This window comes from Nostoc sp. DSM 114160 (assembly GCF_053470305.1).
In genome coordinates, this window is sequence record NZ_JBPFGO010000001.1 from 2,358,261 (window position 1) to 2,380,376 (window position 22,116).

Sequence of the window (22,116 nt, forward strand, 5' to 3'; positions counted from 1 at the left end):
GGTTAAGGGTTTTTTACCTTTTCTCCTTCCCCCAAAACCCGACAAGTATTGTCTGCCGCCCTACTTAACACTACTCTAATGGAGCAGACATTCAGTGATAGCAATAAATCTACCAAACTGTAAGCGTTTCGCGTCAGCAATATCGCATCCATCAGTTCAAAAGTTGCATCATACGCTCTACCTAAATAGTTATACGCTGCTTAACGAAATTCTTCTAATTTGGCACGTTTCATATTGGCAGATGAGAATTGATGGTTAAACTCTGGTGATTCTGCTAAAATTAAAGTATACTCCATTGTCCTACGTAAAAAATAATTTATGCATACAATAATCTCTCTTTTGTTAGGTATATAATCATACAAAAGATAGAGATGCTAACTGATTTAATTGAATTATTCTTAACAAGATATAAAGAAATATTACAGAAAGGAGTCGGCTATTAGCATCCAATTATTAAAGAATGTCATCATCCCAAAATGGCATAGTTCCAACATTGCTCTGGATCTGAAACGTGCCGCAGAAATTGCGGATTATTGTTTAAACAATGCCACTGCAATCGATTGCAATACTGCTTTTCCCAAGCAAGAGTTTGAGCTAATTGCTAAGGCTGGGTTATTGGCTGCACCATTAGCGAAAGAATTAGGCGGATGGGGTGCAGGAATTGATGCGAATGTTACCTACGAGCTTTTAATGCTATTAAAGCAGATAGGGCATGGCAATCTGGCAGTTGGGCGAATTTATGAAGGACATATCAACGCCCTACAACTGATTCAGACCTTTGGTTCCATAGAACAGATCGCAAGCTGCGCTCATGATGCCCGCGATCGCCAGAAAATATTTGGCGTTTGGAATGCTGAAGCCTCTGATGGTGTGAAGATAATTCCTTGTGAGAATGGGCGTTATCGGCTGGAAGGTTCTAAAACGTTTTGTACTGGTACTGGCTATGTTGAACGTCCTTTCGTGAATGGAGTATTGCCAGAAGGCGGTTGGCAAATGTGCATTGTGCCAATGGACGAAGTGACAACAGTTAGCGATCCCGCCTGGTGGCAACCTTCTGGGATGCGAGCTACTGCTAGTTACAAAGTGGATTTTAGCGATGTCGAGTTGGATCGAAGCTATTTAATCGGCCAGCCAGGAGATTACTATCGACAGCCTTGGTTATCTGTTGGGGTAATTCGGTTTGCTGCTGTGCAACTAGGTGGGGCAGAAGCACTGTTTAACCTAACTCGTCAGTATCTACAAAAGTTGGAATATACAAACGATCCATATCAACAGGAACGGCTTGGCAGAATGGCGATCGCCATTGAAAGTGGTAATCTCTGGCTGCGGGGGGCTGCGGATCGAGTAGCAGCCTATGCACCAGTGTTTGGTGGCGATCCCACTGTTGTTCACCCGCAAGCAAACCAACTCGTCGCCTATGCCAACATGGTCAGGACAGCAATTGAACAAATTTGTATTGATGTGATGCATTTGTGTCAACGTTCTGTGGGAACTCGCGGCTTACTACCACCAAATCCGATGGAACGAATTATCCGAGATTTGACTCTATATCTGCGTCAACCTGCTTTTGATGCAGCCTTGGCAAATGTTGGGCAATATGTCTTGCATGAAAGTAATCCGGCTTCAATACTTTGGAATGATGAATGAATTCGGCTTGATTGCATTACCACTAGACAATCCTAATGTTTTGCCCTGGCGTTCAGTTAACGAGATCGCTTGTAGCCCGGTACTGATTGTTGCACCCCATCCTGATGATGAGACATTAGGTTGTGGAGGTGCGATCGCTCTGTTACGGTCTTTAAATTGTCATGTGCAAGTTTTAGTCATCAGTGATGGTACTCTTTCACACCCTAATTCTCAGAAATATCCCGCAGATAAACTGCGAAATCTGCGGGAAGCGGAAACGCTATTAGCATTAAAATTACTAGGTGTAGAGGTTAATGATGTCACCTTCTGGAGAATACAGGATGGGTCAATTTCAACACAGTATCAAAGTGCAGTAGCTAGTTGTCGTGCTTACATTACAGAAATCGCCCCACAAATTATCTTTTTACCCTGGCGATATGACCCTCATGCAGACCACCGAGCGACGTGGAAGTTAATTCACACAGTGCTGAATGACTTGCCCTTATCCCCCCGATTGATTGAGTATCCGATTTGGGATTGGGACTTTGACCAACGAGAGAGTCTGCCAGGATCTCTTGAGGTGACAACTTGGCGATTGAATATTAGCGCAGTGGTGGAGTTGAAACAGCAAGCGATCGCTGCTTATCGTTCCCAAACTACAGACTTAATTGATGATGATCCAGAAGGCTTTCGCCTAACTCCCGAAATGTTAGCAAACTTCAGTCATCCTTGGGAAGTTTATATAGAGGAAAACCGATGAACCCGTTACAATCTAATTCCCTACCACCTAGCTACTTTGATAAACTCTACAGCGAAGATCCTGACCCGTGGAAGTTTGAGACAAGTGTTTACGAAGCTAACAAATATGCTGCCACAATTGCAGCTTTACCCAAAGACCGCTATCGGTCTGCCTTTGAAATCGGTGGTTCCATTGGCGTTTTAACTGAAAAACTGCAAGAACGTTGTGAATCACTGCTCTCAGTTGATGTATCAAAATTGGCGCAGGATAGAGCAAAAGAGCGCTGTCAGCATCTCTCCAATGTCAAGTTCCAGATTATGCGTGTCCCAGAGCAATATCCTAATGAAATGTTTGATTTGACCCTAGTCTCAGAAGTCGGCTATTACTGGTGCTGGGAAGACCTGAAAAAATCCCAACAGTACATTCTGGAACACCTGGAACCTGGAGGACATCTACTTTTAGTTCATTGGATACTTTATGCCCGTGATTATCCATTGAGTGGGGATGAAGTTCATGACTCGTTTTTTGAGTTGACCCCAAATAAACTGCGGCATTTAAAAGGTCAACGGGATGAAGAATATCGACTTGATTTATTCGAGCGAGTCTGAGAATTGAAGAAACAGACAAGGGGAATTATCCCCCAATCTTCTTGTTCTTTTCTATAAAATGAGCCTTATTTTTTGAGATTTAGTTTTACCAAAAAAGGCAGTTATTGCGGAGAGTAGTTTGAGCTTACGGAAAACTGCCCTCTGCTGAGGTAAAACGATCGGTGGGATGGGATGTTCTGTGACGCGCTTAGATCGAGGGTTTAAGACCCCCATTTTCTGGGCTTTTCGTAGGGTAAAGCTCTTTAGTTAGTTCCAAATCATCCTGGGGCGAATTTCCGTGGAGTTTGCTCCGACTGAGCCGTAAACTCTCAAGACGCAAGCGCAAGTCTCCAATTGCTTGTTCAATTTCCACAAATTTCCAACGCGAAGCCCAAATTTGTTCTGACTGCTGGCGTTCTTCGACTTGTTCAAACAACTGACCAAAGGTATAAGGTTGGGTCAATTTTTCTAAAAGCCATTGGGCTGAAACTCCCAGCATCTCTGCCAAGCATACGACGCTCTTACGATCTGGCTGATAGCCATTAAGAACGCACCACCACATCACTCGTAATTGGCGGCGGGCAACAAAACGAGTTTCGATAGCCCCTGCTGACTCGACTAGAAATGGTTGTTGTTGCCGTCCCATTTCTATCCATTCATTCAGCTGATTTGCTAAACCAACATTGGTACGTCCAATTTGTCTGGCCGAAGTTACTACTCGCACTAAAGAACTATGGCGAAAACGGGCATTTACCCGTACCAAAGCACGGTAAAAAGCTACATCTTCAGGAGTCCGCACTGGTGGTAAGCCTCCCGCCAGTGCATACATTTCTGCTGTTACTGCCAAACTTGCTCCATAGTGTTGATAATGTCTAGGAAATCTATCATCAGGGTCGGGATCGAGATAAGTTTCTAATTCAGTAATTAAATAGCGGTAGCCCACTTCACGCAGATAGCAAGCTCTGGCGTAAGGGTGTAGATCCGCACGACCAGTGCGTTCAACAAGAATTCGCCCACCTACAGCATCAGCACCACAGTTAATTTCATACAGATTGGCAGCAATCCAAGTTGGGCTTACCTGCGAGTCTCCATCAGTTGAAGCAATTACCCCCCTTGTGCGTCCTAAGCTACACAAACGGCGGTATGCTTCATCCATTAAAATCTGACGCACTCGACCAATATAGGCTTGTGCCGGAGGCAGAGTTTTTTCCACTACATGCAGTGCTATATCTGGATGTTCTTGGGCGAAACTCCGGGCTATAGCTGCTGACTCATCGCTACAATTATTTGCCAACAAAATTATCTCGTAGCGTCTGGGATCTAAAAGCTGTCCTTGTAGATCAACTTGATGTATCAGGGCAGTAAGGGTTGCTGCCAACATCTGAGCTTCATTGCGAACTGGAACAATTACACAAACTTCGCAATGCGGTGACGGTGGTATTTGGACTAAAGCTTGAGAAAAGTCTTTACCCTGCTGTACAGATGGAAAGTCAGCAACGAAGAGCAAGCGTTTACTTTCCATAAAAACCATTTTTCCATCTCCAGGAGCAGCTACACAAAATTTCATCCACGATCGGAAATTATTAAGATTTGTAACTCTATTTTGGATATTCTCTCATTTGTTTTGGCTCTACCTACAGTATGATTAGTGTTGATTAAAACTCTCTAAACATCAGCTATCAAAAACTAAAGTCTGTCTGCTCTCACTAAAAGCTTTGCTAATCAAGGCATATTTTTTATACTTTTTGCTAACGTCAAATTTCAGACTAGCAAATCATACTTAAATAATCTATCTATTTTAGTTAATTGTTTTACTAATAATCAATCTTAAGAATGAGATGACTAATATAACATATTATTACGATTTATATTTTAATATAAACTAAATCAAACCGAAGCAGATTTTTGCAAAAACTTAAACGCATGATTAATAACCTGCTTTTTGGTCGTTATAAACATTCTTTGGGTAATTCTAAAAGCACATCTGTTCTTAATTTGGATCGGCTCAACCTTTGTAGAAAATTTAGCTTGATCGTTTTATGGCTGCAATGGTCGAAAGCATACATACTAAAACCAGCTATTGCGATCCAGAAACAAAACTTGAGATGGCACTGTTTCATCCTCGTCAGCAGCTTTGTAGGACTTATATCAGGTTCGGTTAAACACTTATAATATCTGTAGGTTGGGTTTCGTTCCTCAACCCAACCTACGACTCCATGTTCATGTTGGGTTTCACAGCCGTTCAACCCAACCTACGATTGATAGATTTTATTATAAGTAATCACCCGAACTTGATATTACGCACTGAAGCCTGAAACCCTGATCCCCCCTAACCCCCCTTAAAAAAGGGGGGAACCTCTAAAGCCCCCTTTTTAAGGGGGTTGGGGGATCTGAGTGCGTAAGTTCTTAGGACTTACGCATTGACAGAAAAGCGAAAATAACAGGTATCGTTTTCAAGGCTTCTGGCTAGGTTTTTCAATCATATTTTGGCGATGCCTGCGGCGGGCTGCGCCTACGCCAGCAATCAAAAGCGCCCTTCAAAAGCCTAAAACGACCTATTTACGTTAATACACAAGATGCTTCTTTTGTACAGTGCGTAAGTCCTAGTTCTAAACCAGAATCTACTTAACATTGCCAACTTTCATGCCTGAAGTCTGCTTGTTTTCAACTCAGCATTCCTGCGTCGTTTTTTGCTGCTTAGTCTAAACTCCAGTTGCTAAACTCCGCTGAAAAATCCACTTTTCTTGAAGTAGGCAAAGTAGATATTGAGTAATTCGGTGTTTATTGTTGGATAAATAATATTGGTGTCAGCAAGTCCAGTCAATGTATTTTGGCAATCAAACGCAGGTAGCTGTACGTTTTTTAATAATTGTTCGTCTAACAATGGCAGAAAAGCATGTAAAGCATTTGGAATATTGTGTTTCGCATTGTGTAGCAATTTAGCATACCATTCATGGTAAGAAACTTGCTCTAGCGAATAGCCCAAAGACCGAACTAACTCACACCAATTACGCCAAGACAGACAATCAGGAGAAACAAGGTGAAATGCCTTGCCGAAGGAGTCAGGGTTTTGAGAGAGGTGAACGATCGCTCTGCTACCATAATCAACTGGAGTCAAATCGAGGGGGAATTCCAAATCCGGCACCATACCTAGTTCGATACAGCCTTTGGTCAGGCTGCAAAAGAAGTCATCCACATTGGCGATTCCCGTTTGGCTGTGTCCTGAGATTGCACCTGGTCTGTAGATACATACAGGAATTCCGCGATCGCGTGCTTGCATAACTAGCTTTTCTGCTACCCATTTACTCTGTAAATAACCTCCTTGCAACCCTTGAAATTCTGCTAATTCATCGGATTCTGGAATGGAGTTAGCATTTGCATAAGCAGGAGCCGAAAAGATGCCCAGCGTCGAAACAAAATGCACGGGTTTGACTTTTGTTTGAGTTGCTAAACTCAAAATCGCCTGAGTTCCCAGGACATTGGCTGCTTTGAGTTTGGCGTAGGGATAAAGAAAATTGACGACAGCACCATTGTGATAGATGACATCAATTTCATGGCTAAGTTGATGGAATTGTGACTCGTTCAGACCTAAGTTGGGTAACGCCAAATCACCAATGACTGGAATGATGCGGGAGCGAAACTGTTCTTGCCAAAGTCCGTATGCTTGCAAATGGCTTTGGATACGTTGGATGCCCTGTTTTACATCCTGCGCTCGCACTAAGCAATAAATATTAGCTGTGGTCTGTTGCAGGAGTTCTTCTACTAAATACGCACCGAGAAAACCCGTTGCTCCAGTTAACAAAATCGCCTGGGGTTGGGCGATAAACTTAAATGGTGTAGTTGGACGAATTGCCGGATCTAAGACAGCTTCTGCTGCCAAATCGATCGCTAAATTGGCAGCCATTCCTGTCTGAGCGATCGCTTCAATTACTTGAGCCACTCCCGCAATTGTTGGGACTTCTAATAATTGATGAATGGGTATAGTCACTTGCAAGGTTTCTCGCAACCGAGACAGCAGTTGCACTGCTAACAAAGAATTGCCTCCCAAATCGAAGAAGTTATCGTAGATGCTGAGTGGGGATCTGTGAAGTAAGTTTTGCCACAAGTCAGCTAAGTGTTTCTCGGTTTCGGTGCGAGGTGCAACAAATGTCTGATGCTGTTGGTATTGAACTTGAGACTCTTCCATGTGCTGGAGAATCTGCTCTGGTGTATGCCAATCTGAAGCAATTTTTTGGAATAAGGCGGTGTAGGCAGATTGCTGGGGTATTGCCCGATTGCTTGGCGTTAAATTCCCTTCAGATGCCGAATGTTTTGCTTCATTGTCTAGTCGTTCAGAAGCAATAGCGAGCGATCGACAATCATCTGCTGATAACTTATAGCAATAGCTTTCTGCTAAAGGTTCCTTGGCAATGGCTGTCAACTGTTCGAGAAAATCGCCAACAGGCTGGTTTTTAGAACTGGGTTTGTAAATAATATCGATTTGCTTTAGTCCGCGTGCCAAGGCAATTTTACCCAGGAAGTTGAGCATTTGATATTCAACTCCTCTGCCTAACACTCGACAACTGAGTAATAGGGTATCTACCACCAGGGCTGATGCTGTGGCCTGTACCATCATCATGCCCACCAAACCATAATTACCAAAGCGGTCTTTTACATCTACAACATAGCAAGTATGAGTATCTAACAGGCAAAAGGTTTTGATTTCAGCCGACGTTCTGCGTAAGGTGGTGGTGTTAAATTGATTTGTTCGCTGCGTTAGTTGAGCAACACGATCTACCTGGGAGGGCTGCATTTCCATAATATCCACTTGCAGATTGAGGCTATTGAGGAAATCTCGCAACGTGAGAGATTCGTTTGCCGCTTGCTGACGTTGGCGATTTTGCTGGTAAACAATCGTTCGCTGTCGATCCTCTACAGTGATCTTGAGACGATCGAATGCCCAAATATGAGCCAGGAATTGGGGAATTTCAGTGGCATTTGTGGGCAATTGCAGGGTTAAAACTTCTGGACAGTGATAGCGGACTTCAGCGCATTCGATGGGATTGTCATCAATAAATATGAAGCTATCTAAACTCAGCCCTAGTTCTTGAGACAGCAATTTCAAGTTTTCTGATTTAGTCTGCCAATTAATTTGCCAAGCCGCCAAATGGTGACGCTTTAGCAGCATATCGGAGCGTTGGTCTAATACAGCAAAGACATCTGCTTGATTATTTTTGCTGCACAGACATAGCAACATCCCGCGATCGCACTGCTGAATCATAAATTCTTGTAATGCTTGATAGGATGAATCTATGACAATACCCTCAACTCCATCCTCACCACAAACACCTTGCCATAAGGTTCGATCGCAGTCTAAGACAATTACTTTATAAGGCGGTCTATGTATGCAGTGAATTTTTCTCGCCAACATTGTTCCTAACGCTGTAAAAAATGCTGGCGTAAATGGAATATGCCCGATTTCATCGCTATAAGCATCATAGAAGTTAGTTACTGGGTAGCTTGTTGCTAACTCCTGATAATTAATAATATGCAGCCCACTAATATCGGCAAGTTCCGTTAATAAATTTGCTTCTATTTGTTGCAAAAAAATTGCCATTTCTGCATCAGCAATTATTGAATTACTTGGCAACAAACAAACCAAATGGGGAATTTTATTCCGTTCGCCGGATTGACGTAATGCTATAACTAAATCCTTAGTATTGCGCTCAATGGCATTCTTTTTTTCGTTACTAGATAACTCTTGTGAATCCTGTAACCTAACCCAATCTTCTAACCGCACTAGAACAATATTGACTCCCGTTTCATTTTGCGATAACAGACTATTAGGAGTCAGCAGTTGTTGGAAAACCTGATTATAGGGAGCAAAGGTAATTTCTGAGGGTAAATTGAGTTGCTGCATCCAGAATTTTAGAGAATCTGCCACCGAATCGGCGGTAAAAGTAGCTGCGATCGCCAATTTTTGTTTTTGATATCGACTTCTGGCTAATCTTGCTTTTCTCTCAAGGTCTGTTGGTAATCTAAATTCATTGAGGCGAATATCTTTTGACTCAACCCATTGTGCTAAAATTTGAAATAAAGCATTACCAAAAGCATCGATTGTTTCACTTTCAAATATATCGGTGTTATATGCAATTCCTATTTGTAAATCTGCTCCGACTTCGTAAATATAAGTATACAAATCTAAATCAGTCGGTCCCCAAATTCCCTCATCAACTAATGAAAACGTCAGATTTGGTAAATTTGTTAGGTCGCTCGGTAGTTGGCTGTTGACATAGCTTAATCCGGTGCGGAATGTTTGAAAAAAGGGAGTATCTTGTGCAACCCGACTCGACCCCATGACTTCAACGACTTTACCAAAGGGGACATTTTGGTGAGCATAAGCAGATAACAACACCGATCGCACTCGGCTGAGTACTTCGGTAAAAGTCGGATTGCCAGACAAATCTGTACGCAGCAACAAAGGATAGCCAAAAAAACCAATCAGGGATTCCACTTGCGGATGAACTCGACCAGAAGCGGTAAAGCCAATTAAAATGTCTTCTTGCTGAGAACACAAATAAATCAAAGCCTTAAACGCTGCTACGAAAGTCATAAAGGAAGTAATTCCCATTTGTTCGTGACTTCGTTGTTTGATTGCAGCCCACATCACAGGATCGAGTTTAAAAAACTTTCGCCGACCCTGGAAATTCTGGAGTGGCGGTCGGGGATGGTCGATGGGCAATTTTAATTCAAAGGATGCCCCCTCTAGTTGCTGTTTCCAGTAAGCTAGTTCGCTTTTGAGTGCATCATTATTGAGCCACTGGCGCTGCCATACGGCAAAGTCTCGATATTGGATGGTAGGTTCTGGCAGTGGAGAAGGCTGTCCCTTGTAGAAATGACTATAGACTGTCGCCAGTTCTCGAATCCATAAACCCATCGAGATCATATCGCTAATAATGTGGTGAATGACGAGCAAGAGAATATGCTCGCGTGCATTTAAGCGAATGAGTTTAATCCGCCATAAAGGAGCGATCGCCAAATCAAAGGGAGCTTCGGCTGCTTCATCGGCAAGTTGCCAGAAAGTTTTTAATTGTTCGGTTGCATCTAAATGCTCGAGATTTAAAACAGATAATTTAAACGGTTCTGGTGCAGCAATATTTTGCACGGGATTACCTTCCCACACCCCAAATGTTGTCCCAAAGACATCGTGGCGACGGAAAATTTCATTAAGACTTTTTTCTAGGCAGTTTAAATCTAAATCCCCATTCAGCCGCAAGGCTTGAGCAATATTATGAGCAGATTCTACAGCAGCTAACTGAGCCAAAATCCACAGGCGTTCCTGCTGGAAAGATACTGGCACATTTTGCGTTTGTGAAATTGGAACCAAAGGAATGGAAGCAGCACCAATTTTGTTCTGATGTAGTAACCGGATTAGCTCTACTTTATTGTTCGCTAAAGCATTTCGGAGATCGGGAGTGATAACTCCTTTAGGTGCTTGAATGCGGAGTTGTTCGCCATCAACTAATAATTTCACTCCCCGATCTGAAAGCTCGGCTAAAAGGGCATTTAGGTTCATAGTATTATTTCTTCCACATCCTCAGTGATTTCAGTTGCCGAATTTTCGTTGAGTCCCTGTAAGGCTAGCTGTTTTAATAACAGGTCTGCTAGTTGGTTGATGCTGGAACCTTCAACAAACTTTTCTAAAGAAAGGTCAATTCCCAGTTCTGTGATGAGCCGATTGCGGATTTCGATCGCCATCAAAGAATCGAGTCCGGCTTTGCTCAGTGCTTGACTGGCATCGACTCGATCCACAGAACAACCCAAGACTTTGGCAATCTTTTCTTTCAGGTAAATGGTTAAAATTTGCAAGCGATCGCCGAAGTTATGAGTTTGCAATTGCTGCTGAATTTCCATCGGCGGTGGTGATGCCGATTGAGCAATCCCCACCTGAGAAAATTCTGTCAAATATGTCGGACAATTCTCCGGTGAGAATTGCTGCATAAATGTCAGCCAATTGAGCGGCATCACACCTACTTGAGCAACCTCCCAAAAAAAGCTCTGCTCTAAAGCCTGTAAACCTTGGGATGGCGATATCATTTCCATTCCCTGATGTTGGAGTTGCTTACCGAACTGACGCTCGGCGGCTGCACCAATTTCAGCCCAAGCTCCCCAGTTAATACTCAATCCCGATAACCCCAATTGATGACGATAATGTGCTAGAGCATCTAAAAAGGCATTGGCAGCGCAGTGATTAGCTTGACCGGCAGAACCTAAAACAGAAGCAGCCGAAGAAAACAAGATGAAGAAATCGAGCGGTAAGGTTTGGGTTAATGCGTGCAGATTCCAAGCACCTTGTACTTTCGCTGCCATGACTCGATGAAAGCGCTCCCAAGTTTGTTGGAGTAAAACCCCGTCATCCAAAACTCCGGCTGCATGGATAATGCCGTGTAGAGGCGGGTGGCTGCGGCTAATTTCTGCCAATACCTTTGCCACTTGTGACTGCACAGACACGTCAGCTTGCATTACCATCACCGATACACCTTGTGCCTGAAGCTGCTGAATCTGGCGATCGCTCTGTTCGTTTGTCCCTTTGCGTCCCATGAGAACTAAGTGCTTTGCCCCACGTTCTACTAACCAATGGGCAATTAGCAGTCCCAGTCCCCCTAATCCACCAGTAATTAAGTAGGTACTATCTGGGTGGATGGGGATATCTGCTCGATTATGAGAGTTACGGTAAGGAACCAGTCTTGCCACTTGACGCATCCCATTACGGAATGCAATTTGATTCTCTCGATCTGGTGATGTCAACTCTGCAAATAGTGCATCAAGGGGGTTTTGATTTAGCCGATAATTTTCTTGGAGGTCTAAATCTATCAAGCGAAACTGGAGTTCTGGGTGTTCTTTGACGATCGCCTTCCCCATTCCCCATAGGGGCGATTGAACTAATCCACCTCCATCGGCAACTGCTCCTCTAGTTATTACCCATAACTGAGGTGGCGTTATACCCATCTTTTTAACTAGGGCTTGCACCAAATACAGAGTACTGCCACAGCCAATACGGGTTGCTGCTTGCAAATCTTCGACGGTTAAGGTTAGTGCAGTTTCTTTACTCTCTAGGCTCCACAAATGTACCACTCCTGAGAGACGCGATCGCTTACTAAGTATCTGCGAAACCAACTGCTGAAAATCTTCTGGTTTCTGAGGATTAATCTTGAACTCGAACTCACTCAACAGTTCGTATTCCTGTCCGGGAAAAACTAAAGTACAGGTATCTCCTCGTTCTTGAAACCGTCGAGCAAGTTTCTGACTGATACCTTGACTATCTGCTAAAATTAGCCAGTTTTGTGGTATGTGGCTCTCGGTTCCTTTTTGGGCAACGATCGCAGCCTGAGCCAGGGAACCGATGATTTTGTTTTTAGGTGCGATCGCCACCGCCGATGTAAATCCATTTGCTTGCAACACATCTTGCCACTCGGCACTACTTAAGAGCGGGTAATTCGGTCGCAACCAGCGATCGGCAAACAACCACCAACCTGGGGTCAAACCGAAGCTCAGATCCAGCCAACAATGGCGATCGGTGACTTCTAACATCACCAGAATTCCGCCTGGTGCTAATAAGCTGTGGACGTGGGCCAATGTTTGTTGTAAATCTGGTGTCGCGTGTAACACATTGGCTGCCAGAATCACATCATATTGTTGCCCTTCCAAGCCTTGAGTCGCTGGATCTCGGCTGATATCTAAAGACTGATAGCGGACAAATGGGTAATCTCGAAACTTCTCCCGTGCTTTGGCTGCAAACAGCGGTGAAATGTCTGTGAAGGTGTATTCAGCTTGATAATTATTCAATTGCGGCAGAATGTAAGCGGTTGTGCTGCCAGTTCCCGCCCCAATTTCTAGCAAGCGGATCTTGCTTTTCTGTGGTACTCGCAGCAGTGCTGCGGAAACTGCCTTTTGCACCAATGTATTCATCACTCTAGCAGCTGGGGCATCTCGATACAGTTGCGTCAGCAGGGTGAAATCACCATTGGGAAATAGTAATTGTAGCGGGTCAAGTTTTCCCTGAAGTACCTCTGGTAAGCTGGCACCACAGCGTTCTACTAGGGCGATCTCAGTATCTCCGGTAGGAAATTGGACTAACAGTCGATCTGGTTGCGGCGTTTGGCGATCCAGGGCACTAATTACTTCCCAGCGATGTCTGCCGTTGGCACAATCAAGAGGTCTGAGCCACCCTGCTTCAGTCAAAATATCTAGAAACCGATGTAGCAGTTGATGATACTGGCTAATCACCCCCAACTGTTCAGCTATTTCTGTAAAGGAAAACTGCAATCCGAGTTGAAAGTCCCATCCTAGTTGTTGTAAGGCACTGATTACATAAGACACACTGAGGGCTTCAAGTTGGGGTAAAAATTCCTCGTTTGATGAGGTTGTTGTTAAAAGTTCGGCCAATTGAGGAATCAGGTTTTGGCTGATGTCCTTGGGATTGAGCAGGTAATCCGGTGAGAGCGATCGCCCCATTCGGGCTTGAGGTCGCCATTCGATTTGATACAACCAATCTGGCGGCACTTGAGGAGAGACTGTCAATGTAGCCGCAGCGACCCTTTGAAGTTGCAGACCTTCAACAACCGCTAGAATTTCACCATCATCTGCAACTAATTGTAAATCGCTAATCAGTGTTTTGTTACTGTTCTGGCTAGGATGTACTTTGGCAAAACTCCATAGTCGGTTGCTGGGGCGATCGCAAACTTGCAATCGCTTGATGGCGATCGGCACATAAGCCTCTTTGCTACTATCTTGTGGGAATTTAGCTTGCAAAACCTGAAAACAAGCATCCAAGAATGCTGGATGAAACTGATAGGTATCTGTTTCTACGCATGTTTGGGGTAACTCAATTTCCCCTGTTACTACTTCTGAATTCAACCACAACTGTTTAACTCCCCGAAAACTAGCACCATAATCAACTCCCCGTTGAAGAAACTGTTGATAATGTTCGGCTTGGCTGTAGGAAGCTACTTCCTTGGGGAGCCAGTGCGTTGCAGAAAGTTCCATTGATGGTTTGAGATTGGATGCGGTGACATTTCCAGAAACATGCAGCATCCAAGAGGGTGAATCTTCCTCATCTAATTCACAACTAAAAATTTCAAAGGAATATCCCTGTTGTTCGGTTGGGTGAAGAATTAGCTGGAGTGTTTTTTCATTTTCTGATAGAACTAATGCCCGTTTATATAAGACATTTTCTAAAATTAAATTTTTGGATTTCAAAACCTTAGCTGCTGCCCCTAAAACCATTTCTAGATAGGCGGTTCCTGGCATGACTACTTTTCCGTAAACGCGATGATCAGCTAAAAAAGCGGGGAAATGAGAATTGATTTGCGTCTGGAAACAAATCTCTTTCGATGCCAGGTGCAATCTAGAACCAAGTAGAGGATGAGAAGATTTGAGATTTGCACAGGAGAGTTGAACATTTTTGTAGCTGCTGTCTTTGTTTGGTTCAACCCAAAAACGCGATCGCTCAAAGGGATAATTCGGCAACACCACGCGCCGATGCTCAGATCCCCGATGAAACTCCGACCAATTCACCGATATTCCTTGCTCATACAACGCCGCTAAACTGCTCAACATCTGCTGCCAATCTGATTCTTGCGATTTGAGGCTCCCTAGCCACAGATGTCTTGATTCTGGGATACATTGACGACCCATGCTTACTAAAATTGGGTGCGGCCCCACTTCCAAACAAGCCAAATTTCCTAACGCTGACAGGCTGACGATACTGTTAGCAAATTGCACTGGCTGCAAAATATGCTGCACCCAATATTCAGGCGTGCTAATCTCCACTCCTGCCAATTGCCCTGTGATGTTGGAAATGAAGCGAATATTCGGGTTTGGTGTACGGTAGCTCACTTGCTGGGCAATCTGCCCAAACTCTGCCACCATTGGTTGCATCAACGGCGAATGAAAGGCATGGGAAACTTTCAGTGACTTTGTTTGCACTCCTCTGGCTTCTAAGATAGCCACAGCCGATGCGATCGCCCCAGCTGCACCAGAGATGGTGATTTGTCTTGGTGCGTTGATTGCTGCAATCGCCACCTCCGGCAATGAATCAATAACCGCAGATACTTGTGCCAAATCAGTAAATACCGCTACCATTGCCCCTGTCTGGGGTAATGCTTGCATCAATTTACCCCGTGCGGCGATGAGTTTCAATCCATCTTCCAGACTGAATACACCTGCAACAGTTGCAGCAACATATTCGCCCACACTATGACCCATCACAACACTAGGCTTGATACCCCAAGATTGCCATAGCTCGGACAATGCATATTCCAAGACAAATAAGACAGGTTGGGTATAGCCCGTCTCATCCAGAATATGACCCCCTAAGTTCTTTTCCCTTTCCCCTTTCCCCTTTTCCCTTTCCCCTTCTTTCCCCTTTCCCCTCTCCTCTAATGGATACAGGACTTCTAGCAATGGTTGCTCTAATAATGAGTCCAGGATTTGGGCACAGCGTTCTATGGCTTGCCGAAAAACAGGTTGGGTTTCGTAAAGTTCTCGTCCCATGCCGATATACTGCGAACCTTGTCCAGTGAACAGGAAAGCTACCCCTGAAGCCTGAAAGCGAGTGCGCGAATTTTCGGCAATAAATATTGTGAGTTGATTTCTCAATTGTGCGGGTGAATCGGCAACCAAGGCCAGCCGATAATCAAAATGCGATCGCCCCACATTACTCGTATAACAAATATCTCTCAAAGATACTTCTGAATGAGACTCCAGAAACCCCACATACCGCCGAGCTAATTCCCGTAACGCTGTCTCAGTTTTTGCCGAAAGCGTCAACAACGATTTGACATGCTCCCCTACTCCCACTTCGGCTACGCTCAGTGACCCACCTGCTCCCCCGGTTACTGAGCGCAGTCGAAGTATGCTCCCCTGCCCCTCTGCTCACTGCCCCCTGCCCCCTGCCCCCTGCTCCCCTACTCTCCCCCGGTGCTTCCTCCAAAATCACATGCACATTCGTACCGCCAACACCCAAAGAAGTTACGCCAGCCCGCCGAGGTGTTTGGTCTGTTTGCCAGTCTGATAGAGTTGTATTTACATAAAATGGACTGTTAGCAAAATCAATCTTGGGATTGGGATGTTTAAAATTTAGGCTAGGCGGCAGCAATCGGTGCTTGAGTGCCAAAACTGTTTTAATCAATCCTGCTATGCCTGAAGCTGTATCTAAATGTCCGATGTTAGTCTTTACAGAACCAATGGCGCAAAATTGTTGCTTTTGTGTTTTGGCACGAAATGTTTGGGTTAAGGCTGCAATTTCAATCGGATCGCCAAGAGTCGTTCCGGTTCCGTGGGTTTCGATGTAAGTAATAGTTTCTGGATTAATATCTGCGATCGCTTGGGCTTGGGCAATCATTGCTGCCTGTCTCTGAACGCTGGGAGCCGTATAGCTGATTTTTTGGGAGCCATCGTTATTAATCGCAGAACCCTTAATAACAGCGTAAATATTATCTCCATCGGCGATCGCATCTGCCAATCGTTTCAACATCACAATTCCAACGCCATTGCCGCCAACGGTTCCTTGTGAATTGGCATCAAATGCTCGACAGTGACCGTCGGGTGAAAGAATCATCCCTGGCTGATAGCGATAACCAGATTTTTGGGGTACTGCGATCGCCGCAGCGCCAGCCAGAGCCATATCGCATTCTCCCTGAATCAAACTCCGACAAGCTTGATGCACTGCAACTAAGGAAGTTGAGCAAGCGGTTTGCACGTTGACACTGGGCCCTTGCAAGTTGAATTTGTATGAAACCCGTGTGGGAAGAAAATCTGTACCATTGGCGATCGCTAGTTGCGAGTCATCAACGTATTCTAATCGCTTCCGATTTGGGTAAAGATTGTGATTCCAGTAGGTTCGACCTGCATAAAGATTCATCCCCATGCCTGCATAAACCCCGATTAATCCTGTATAAGTTGCAGGGTCGTAACCAGCATTTTCCAGTGTTTCCCAAGCACACTCTAAAAACAGGCGATGCTGCGGGTCCATGATTTGGGCTTCTTTGGGAGAGATATCGAAAAACGCGGCATCAAATAAATCAATGTCAGATAAGATACCACTAGCTTTCACATAATTGGCATCATTAAAGGATGAGGAATCGATTCCGGCTAACTCCAGTTCTTCATCACTGAAAAATGAAATCGATTCCACGCCATTACAGCAGTTTTCCCAGAATTCATCGAGTGTTTTGGCTCCTGGAAAACGCCCGGACATACCGATGATGGCAATTTCTAATTGCTGGGTATCTTTCATTTTACCCACGCGCTCGGATGGCGATAATTGCGATCGCTCCGGCAATGGCATTTGAGCTTGATTCAGAAACTCTGCTAGCGTCTGAATCGTTGGATATTGGAACAAGTCAATCAGTGACAGATGTTGCCCAAATTGTTTTTGTAAGCGATCGTGAACCCGAACCAAGGTGAGCGAACTGCCACCTAGTTCAAAAAAGTTGCGATCGATACTCACTGAAGAAATGCCCAGCACGTCTTGCCATATTTGAGCTATCTGGCGTTGAATGTCAGTTTGGGGCAAAACGACTTGCCAAGGTTGGTTGTGCTTCTGATTGCTGCCAATAATTTTGGCAATGTCTATCGTACCCGTTTGTGTTACGGGCATTTTTGCAAGCCGTACAATTTCACAATGGCTGGGAGTTCCAAAGCGATCGCTAACTCTCATTTGCTCCCAACCATACAACCCTGCACCATCCACAGTGGTGACATAAGCAGTTAATTTCTGGATGTTATCGGCTTCTGTCTTCAGATATCGACGAATATGAGGATTACTGCCATCTAAACCGACAATCAGCTGCGGTTGATGACGCGATAAACCTGCCACTAAGGAACGCCAACCTTGTTCCTGAGTAATACTCTGATACCCCAAGCGATGAGCTGCTTCCCGGCTGTGCATCGGGTTTCCCTCGCTCATACCAACATCATCCCACTGGCTCCAGTTAAAGCAGTAAGCATGAGGATGGTAATGGTATTGCTGATACTGACAACAACCATCTAAAAAACTGTTGGCAGCAGCATAAGCACTAAAGGTTGCTCCCCCAAACACACTATTTACGGAAGAAAAGCCGATGAAAAGGGCATCTGGCCGATTCTGAATCAGTTGAAAAAGCGTCCAAGTGCCCTGAACTTTCGGACGTAGCATGGTACGAAAGCTTTCTAATGTAGCCACAGCTATCCAGTGATTTTCCATCACCGTCCAGTGGTGTTTGAGGTCGCCTTCACCTGCCAGATGAATAATTCCTGCCAGAGGTTGATTCCATCTCGACTCTGCCTCAGTGACAGCCTGTTGTAAGCAAGTTAGATCGCAGATATCAATTGACTTGTATAATAAATCGCCACTTATCGCCAAGAGAGATTGATAATTTTTCAGTCGCTTGGCGATCGCTGTATTCTGTTCGAGATGCTGCGACCATTCTGTTGCTGGTGGCAAATTTGTTCTGCCAATAATCAGCAATCGCACACCATATTGCTTAAGTAAATATTGGCAAACGGAAGTCCCAATTCCACCCAATCCGCCTGTTACCAGATAAGTCTGCCCTGGTTTAATTGGTATTTCCTGGCTTGGACTAGCAAGCATATCGACTTTGGCGAGTGACGAGACTAGCCGTTGACCTTGACGATAAGCAATTTCACTATCACCTTTCGTAATATTTAATTCTTTGAAAACATAGTTAGCATTTGTTTCCAGTAACCCAATTTCCAAGTCAAGGTGGCGACAGTGCAACCAAGATAGTTCTAAAGGAATTGTTTTTAGCAATCCAATAAGTGTCGATTTTTCATAAGCGATCGCATCATCGCTGCTAGTTAACTGGACGTTGTTAGAAATGACTTGTAACTGAATGCCTATATCTAGTAGTTGGTGTTTTTCCTTGGCATTTGCTAAGGCTTGCACTAAAAATAGAATGCTATATAGTCCTAAGTATTGGGCGCGTTCTAGTTCCTCTAGGCTAGAAGTCGGGTGAGGGCTGGGGAAAGGGGAAGGGGTAAAGGCTAAGGGATTTAAAACCTTTCCCCCTTCCCCTTTCCCCTTTCCCCCGCCAAGTTCACTTGGCGAACTACTAGACACTTGACCCGCAGACTCGTTATAAGTCCATAAATGCAAAATCTGAGTGGGAATATCCGATGCCAAAGACTCTAGCAACCGCTGATAGTGATCGGGATTTTCGGGATTGATGGTAAAGCGATCGCCTTGCTCAGATTTGATAAAATCCGTACCTGCTTCAACGCAGATATAAGATTGGTTATGGCGTTCGAGTTCTGTACACAGGTAATTTCCTAAACCTAAATTATCGAGAAATACAAGGTATTTCTGAGTTGGAAGTTTAACTGGCTGCCGATTGTGAATTAACTGCTTAACACACCAAATTCGGCGATAAAACCAGTCAGGGATTGTGTTAGCATTGCCAGTCAAGATATCAAACTGACGGAGGATAGGTTTAAATTCACCTGATTCAAAGCGTTTAACCAGTTGCGATCGCTGGATCTTGCCAATGGCCGTTTTTGGAATCGCAGCTTTTTCAACTGGAATCACATAGCTGGGATTGATCCCACAACGTTGGACAATTTTTTGGCGAATGGTTTGCATCAACGTTGAAATTTGCATTTCATTCGCGCCACCTGCATGAAAAAAGATAGCTAGCTGTTCTGTAGTTTCTCCATCACGCACAGCCACCGCAGCAGTGTAGGAAACAACTACGCCTGCAATTTCTTCAACAACTGCTTCGATTTCATGACTATAATAATTCAGGCCATTGACGATAATAACGTCTTTCTCTCTGCCTGTAATTGTTAAACGTCCTTGTCGTAAGAAAGCTAAATCTCCCGTCTTCAACCAGCCATCTTCTGTAAACACCTCCGAATTCAGTTCTGGTTGACCAAAATAACCTGATGTTACTGTCAATCCTTTGACTTGCAGCCTTCCGATGGCTTCTTCTTCAACAAGCTGGTCTTGAGCATCAACTATCCGCAGAGAAAATCCGGGAATCGGCGCGCCAACTTCTACGAATGCATCTTCATCCGTGGTTGATTCTCCAGAAAAGTTGTCAGAGTAAGTCACTCCCGAACAAGTTTCAGCCATTCCCCAAACGGGATGTATTGCCGTAGTCGGGAGTCCGTGCGCTGTCAGCAATTCAAGAAATCTTCTGGCAGTTTTGCCGACAATGGCTTCTGCTCCGTTGAAGATGTATCGCACTGATGATAAATCCCAATGCCCTTGAGAAAGTTCTGCTTCGGCTGCATTGATTAGCCCATAGGCAAAATTCGGTGCAAAGGTTACACTCACGCGATAATCAGACATCCAATCAAGCCATTTCAGGGGTTGTTGCAACACCCAATCGGTGACGGCATGAATTTGTTGACAACCCACATACACATCCCGAATATGAAAATATACTAATCCAGCAACGTGATCGAGTGGCATCCAGTTTAAGGAAACATCTTCTTGGGTAAACCCGTTCATCTGGACACTCGCAGCCGACCGACAGATGAGACTGCGATGGCTTTGCATAACTGCTTTCGGCGTACCTGTACTACCAGAAGTGAGAAACAGTACTGCCAAATCATCTAAACCAGCAACATACCAGTTAGGATCGGGATGATGAGATTGCAACTCATTGAGGGTAGCGATCGCCAAATTGTCAAGTGGCAAATCTGTCAGGGAACGTCTCAGTTCAGGTGCTAATCGATCGCTAGTCAGTATTAAGCTTGGTTCTAGTCTTTGCCAGATTTGAGCTAATTTATTAACGAAACCATCAGAGCGATCGTAACTCTGAGGAACGGATAAAGGAATTGGGATGAATCCGCCCAAAATACAACCCCAGAAGGCAGGAATGAAATCTTCAGGTTGGTTAAATTGAAAGAGAATTCTATCTTGAGGCACAAGCCCTAACTTTCTCAAACCTGCCAAAATCCGTTGAGCTGCGTCTAATAAATCTTTGTAGGATTGGTTTTGGTAAGTATCATCCGGTTGGATGTAAGTAATTCCTTTTGAGCTTTGTAACGCTGCCCTTTGGAGGAGTTCCGTTAAGTTAGCGATCGCGTCTATTTCCAGTTGTAAAGGTTCGCCATGACTAATTGCTTTGGCTTTTATCTGAGATTGTGAAAGCTCAAATTGTTGATTTACGCCATCGGATTTTAATTTTTCTCCAGAATCCTCTAATTGAAAATTAAGCTTTGTTGCTTGAGGATTCCCTAGCAAATCCGAAACGTGTAATGGTGGTAGTTGTTTCGTCTGGTCTTGTACGATAACTGCGACTTGGTTAATCGAGGGGAGCGATCGCAAAGACGACTCCCAGCGATCGACCAAATCTATGTCAATCACGGCTAAATCAGTTAGACGGCGATCGTCAATCAGTCCTTCGCTGGTGAGCGGCAATCTGGATAACCAAACGTAGGCTTGAGGCGGGATAGTGTTTGGTAAATGACCCTGCAAATATGCATTTAGTTGTGCCAACGAAGATTTTCCTGATGCAACTACGTAGGCAACGAACCACATATCTGCGGTTTCTGTTTCTCGGATTAATACCCGACACTCTTCAATTTCTGGATGGGTCAGGAGCGTAGTTTCGAGTGCTTCTTGGTCTGCTAAGTTTGCCTGAAAACCATTGAGGGTATTAATTTTCTCTAACATTCATAAGCTCCAAACTAACTTAGACACGTTTGCTGTTGCGGGATGTCTTTGCTTCTACAAGCAACCCTATTAGTTGGTGGTTTGATATAACAGGCAACAGCTAATAGGCAACAGGCTTAAAAATCCTTGGTGTCGGGGTTTGACAATTGGTTCATGTCCTAACCTATCTGGTAACTGCTATATATGCTTTTTTTGGCCGTTTTTAACATATTTGCTGTTTCAGGTCGCTACCTTGTGAATATTGAGAATACATGAAATTTTTTTGTAGTTACTAACTTCGTGACCATTTGTAACAAGTGACGTGAAAAGATAATCTGGAAGGATTGGACTTAAAGCTTTGTAAATATTTGCTAGCAAGTTTTAGGAAGATTTTTGTCCAACAATCACTCAGTTTTGAGTGCAACGGTGTCGAAAAACAAAACTATGTAAATAAAAATAAATTAACTTGTAACTCTTGTTGTATCTTGTTAAAGTCATTGTTATTTTTTTATAATTAATAT

At 44.1% G+C, this 22,116-nt stretch carries 7 protein-coding genes; 3 read left to right on the top strand and 4 right to left on the bottom strand.

Annotated elements, in window-relative coordinates:
• Window positions 1-522: 522 nt before the first annotated feature.
• Genes NSTCB13_RS10690 through NSTCB13_RS10700 form a run of 3 tightly spaced genes read left to right on the top strand, consistent with a single transcriptional unit; the run spans window position 523 to window position 2,973 of the window.
• Window positions 523-1,647 (top strand): acyl-CoA dehydrogenase family protein, encoded by a 1,125-nt coding sequence (locus NSTCB13_RS10690; RefSeq protein ID WP_448273175.1) that lies wholly within the window; start codon window positions 523-525, stop codon window positions 1,645-1,647.
• Entirely contained in the window at window positions 1,637-2,386 is a 750-nt protein-coding gene (locus NSTCB13_RS10695) for a PIG-L deacetylase family protein (RefSeq protein ID WP_448269734.1), read from the top strand. The genes NSTCB13_RS10690 and NSTCB13_RS10695 overlap by 11 nt, the downstream gene beginning before the upstream one ends.
• Entirely contained in the window at window positions 2,383-2,973 is a 591-nt protein-coding gene (locus tag NSTCB13_RS10700) for an SAM-dependent methyltransferase (RefSeq protein WP_448272316.1), read from the top strand. The genes NSTCB13_RS10695 and NSTCB13_RS10700 overlap by 4 nt, the downstream gene beginning before the upstream one ends.
• A gap of 187 nt (window positions 2,974-3,160) precedes the next feature.
• On the opposite strand, the gene NSTCB13_RS10705 is transcribed toward NSTCB13_RS10700, so the two are convergent.
• From NSTCB13_RS10705 to NSTCB13_RS10720, 4 genes are all read right to left on the bottom strand, one after another.
• The gene (locus NSTCB13_RS10705) at window positions 3,161-4,519 is read right to left on the bottom strand and encodes a glycosyltransferase family A protein (protein WP_448272318.1); all 1,359 of its coding nucleotides are present in this window, start codon (window positions 4,517-4,519) and stop codon (window positions 3,161-3,163) included.
• A gap of 1,149 nt (window positions 4,520-5,668) precedes the next feature.
• On the bottom strand, window positions 5,669-10,507 hold the full coding sequence (locus NSTCB13_RS10710) for a thioester reductase domain-containing protein (protein WP_448272320.1): 4,839 nt from the start codon (window positions 10,505-10,507) through the stop codon (window positions 5,669-5,671).
• Window positions 10,504-15,762, bottom strand: coding sequence for an SDR family NAD(P)-dependent oxidoreductase (locus NSTCB13_RS10715; RefSeq protein ID WP_448272322.1), 5,259 nt, complete (start codon window positions 15,760-15,762; stop codon window positions 10,504-10,506). Before NSTCB13_RS10715 ends, NSTCB13_RS10710 begins: the two co-directional genes overlap by 4 nt.
• On the bottom strand, window positions 15,740-21,616 hold the full coding sequence (locus NSTCB13_RS10720) for an SDR family NAD(P)-dependent oxidoreductase (protein ID WP_448272324.1): 5,877 nt from the start codon (window positions 21,614-21,616) through the stop codon (window positions 15,740-15,742). The genes NSTCB13_RS10715 and NSTCB13_RS10720 overlap by 23 nt, the downstream gene beginning before the upstream one ends.
• Window positions 21,617-22,116: the final 500 nt, after the last annotated feature.

Excerpts from the sequence above, each read along its gene's own strand:
- NSTCB13_RS10695 (WP_448269734.1), top strand. The coding sequence starts at position 1,637 with ATGATGAATGAATTCGGCTTGATTGCATTACCACTAGACAATCCTAAT.
- NSTCB13_RS10720 (WP_448272324.1), bottom strand. The coding sequence starts at position 21,616 with ATGTTAGAGAAAATTAATACCCTCAATGGTTTTCAGGCAAACTTAGCA.
- NSTCB13_RS10700 (WP_448272316.1), top strand. The coding sequence starts at position 2,383 with ATGAACCCGTTACAATCTAATTCCCTACCACCTAGCTACTTTGATAAA.
- NSTCB13_RS10710 (WP_448272320.1), bottom strand. The coding sequence starts at position 10,507 with ATGAACCTAAATGCCCTTTTAGCCGAGCTTTCAGATCGGGGAGTGAAA.
- NSTCB13_RS10705 (WP_448272318.1), bottom strand. The coding sequence starts at position 4,519 with ATGAAATTTTGTGTAGCTGCTCCTGGAGATGGAAAAATGGTTTTTATG.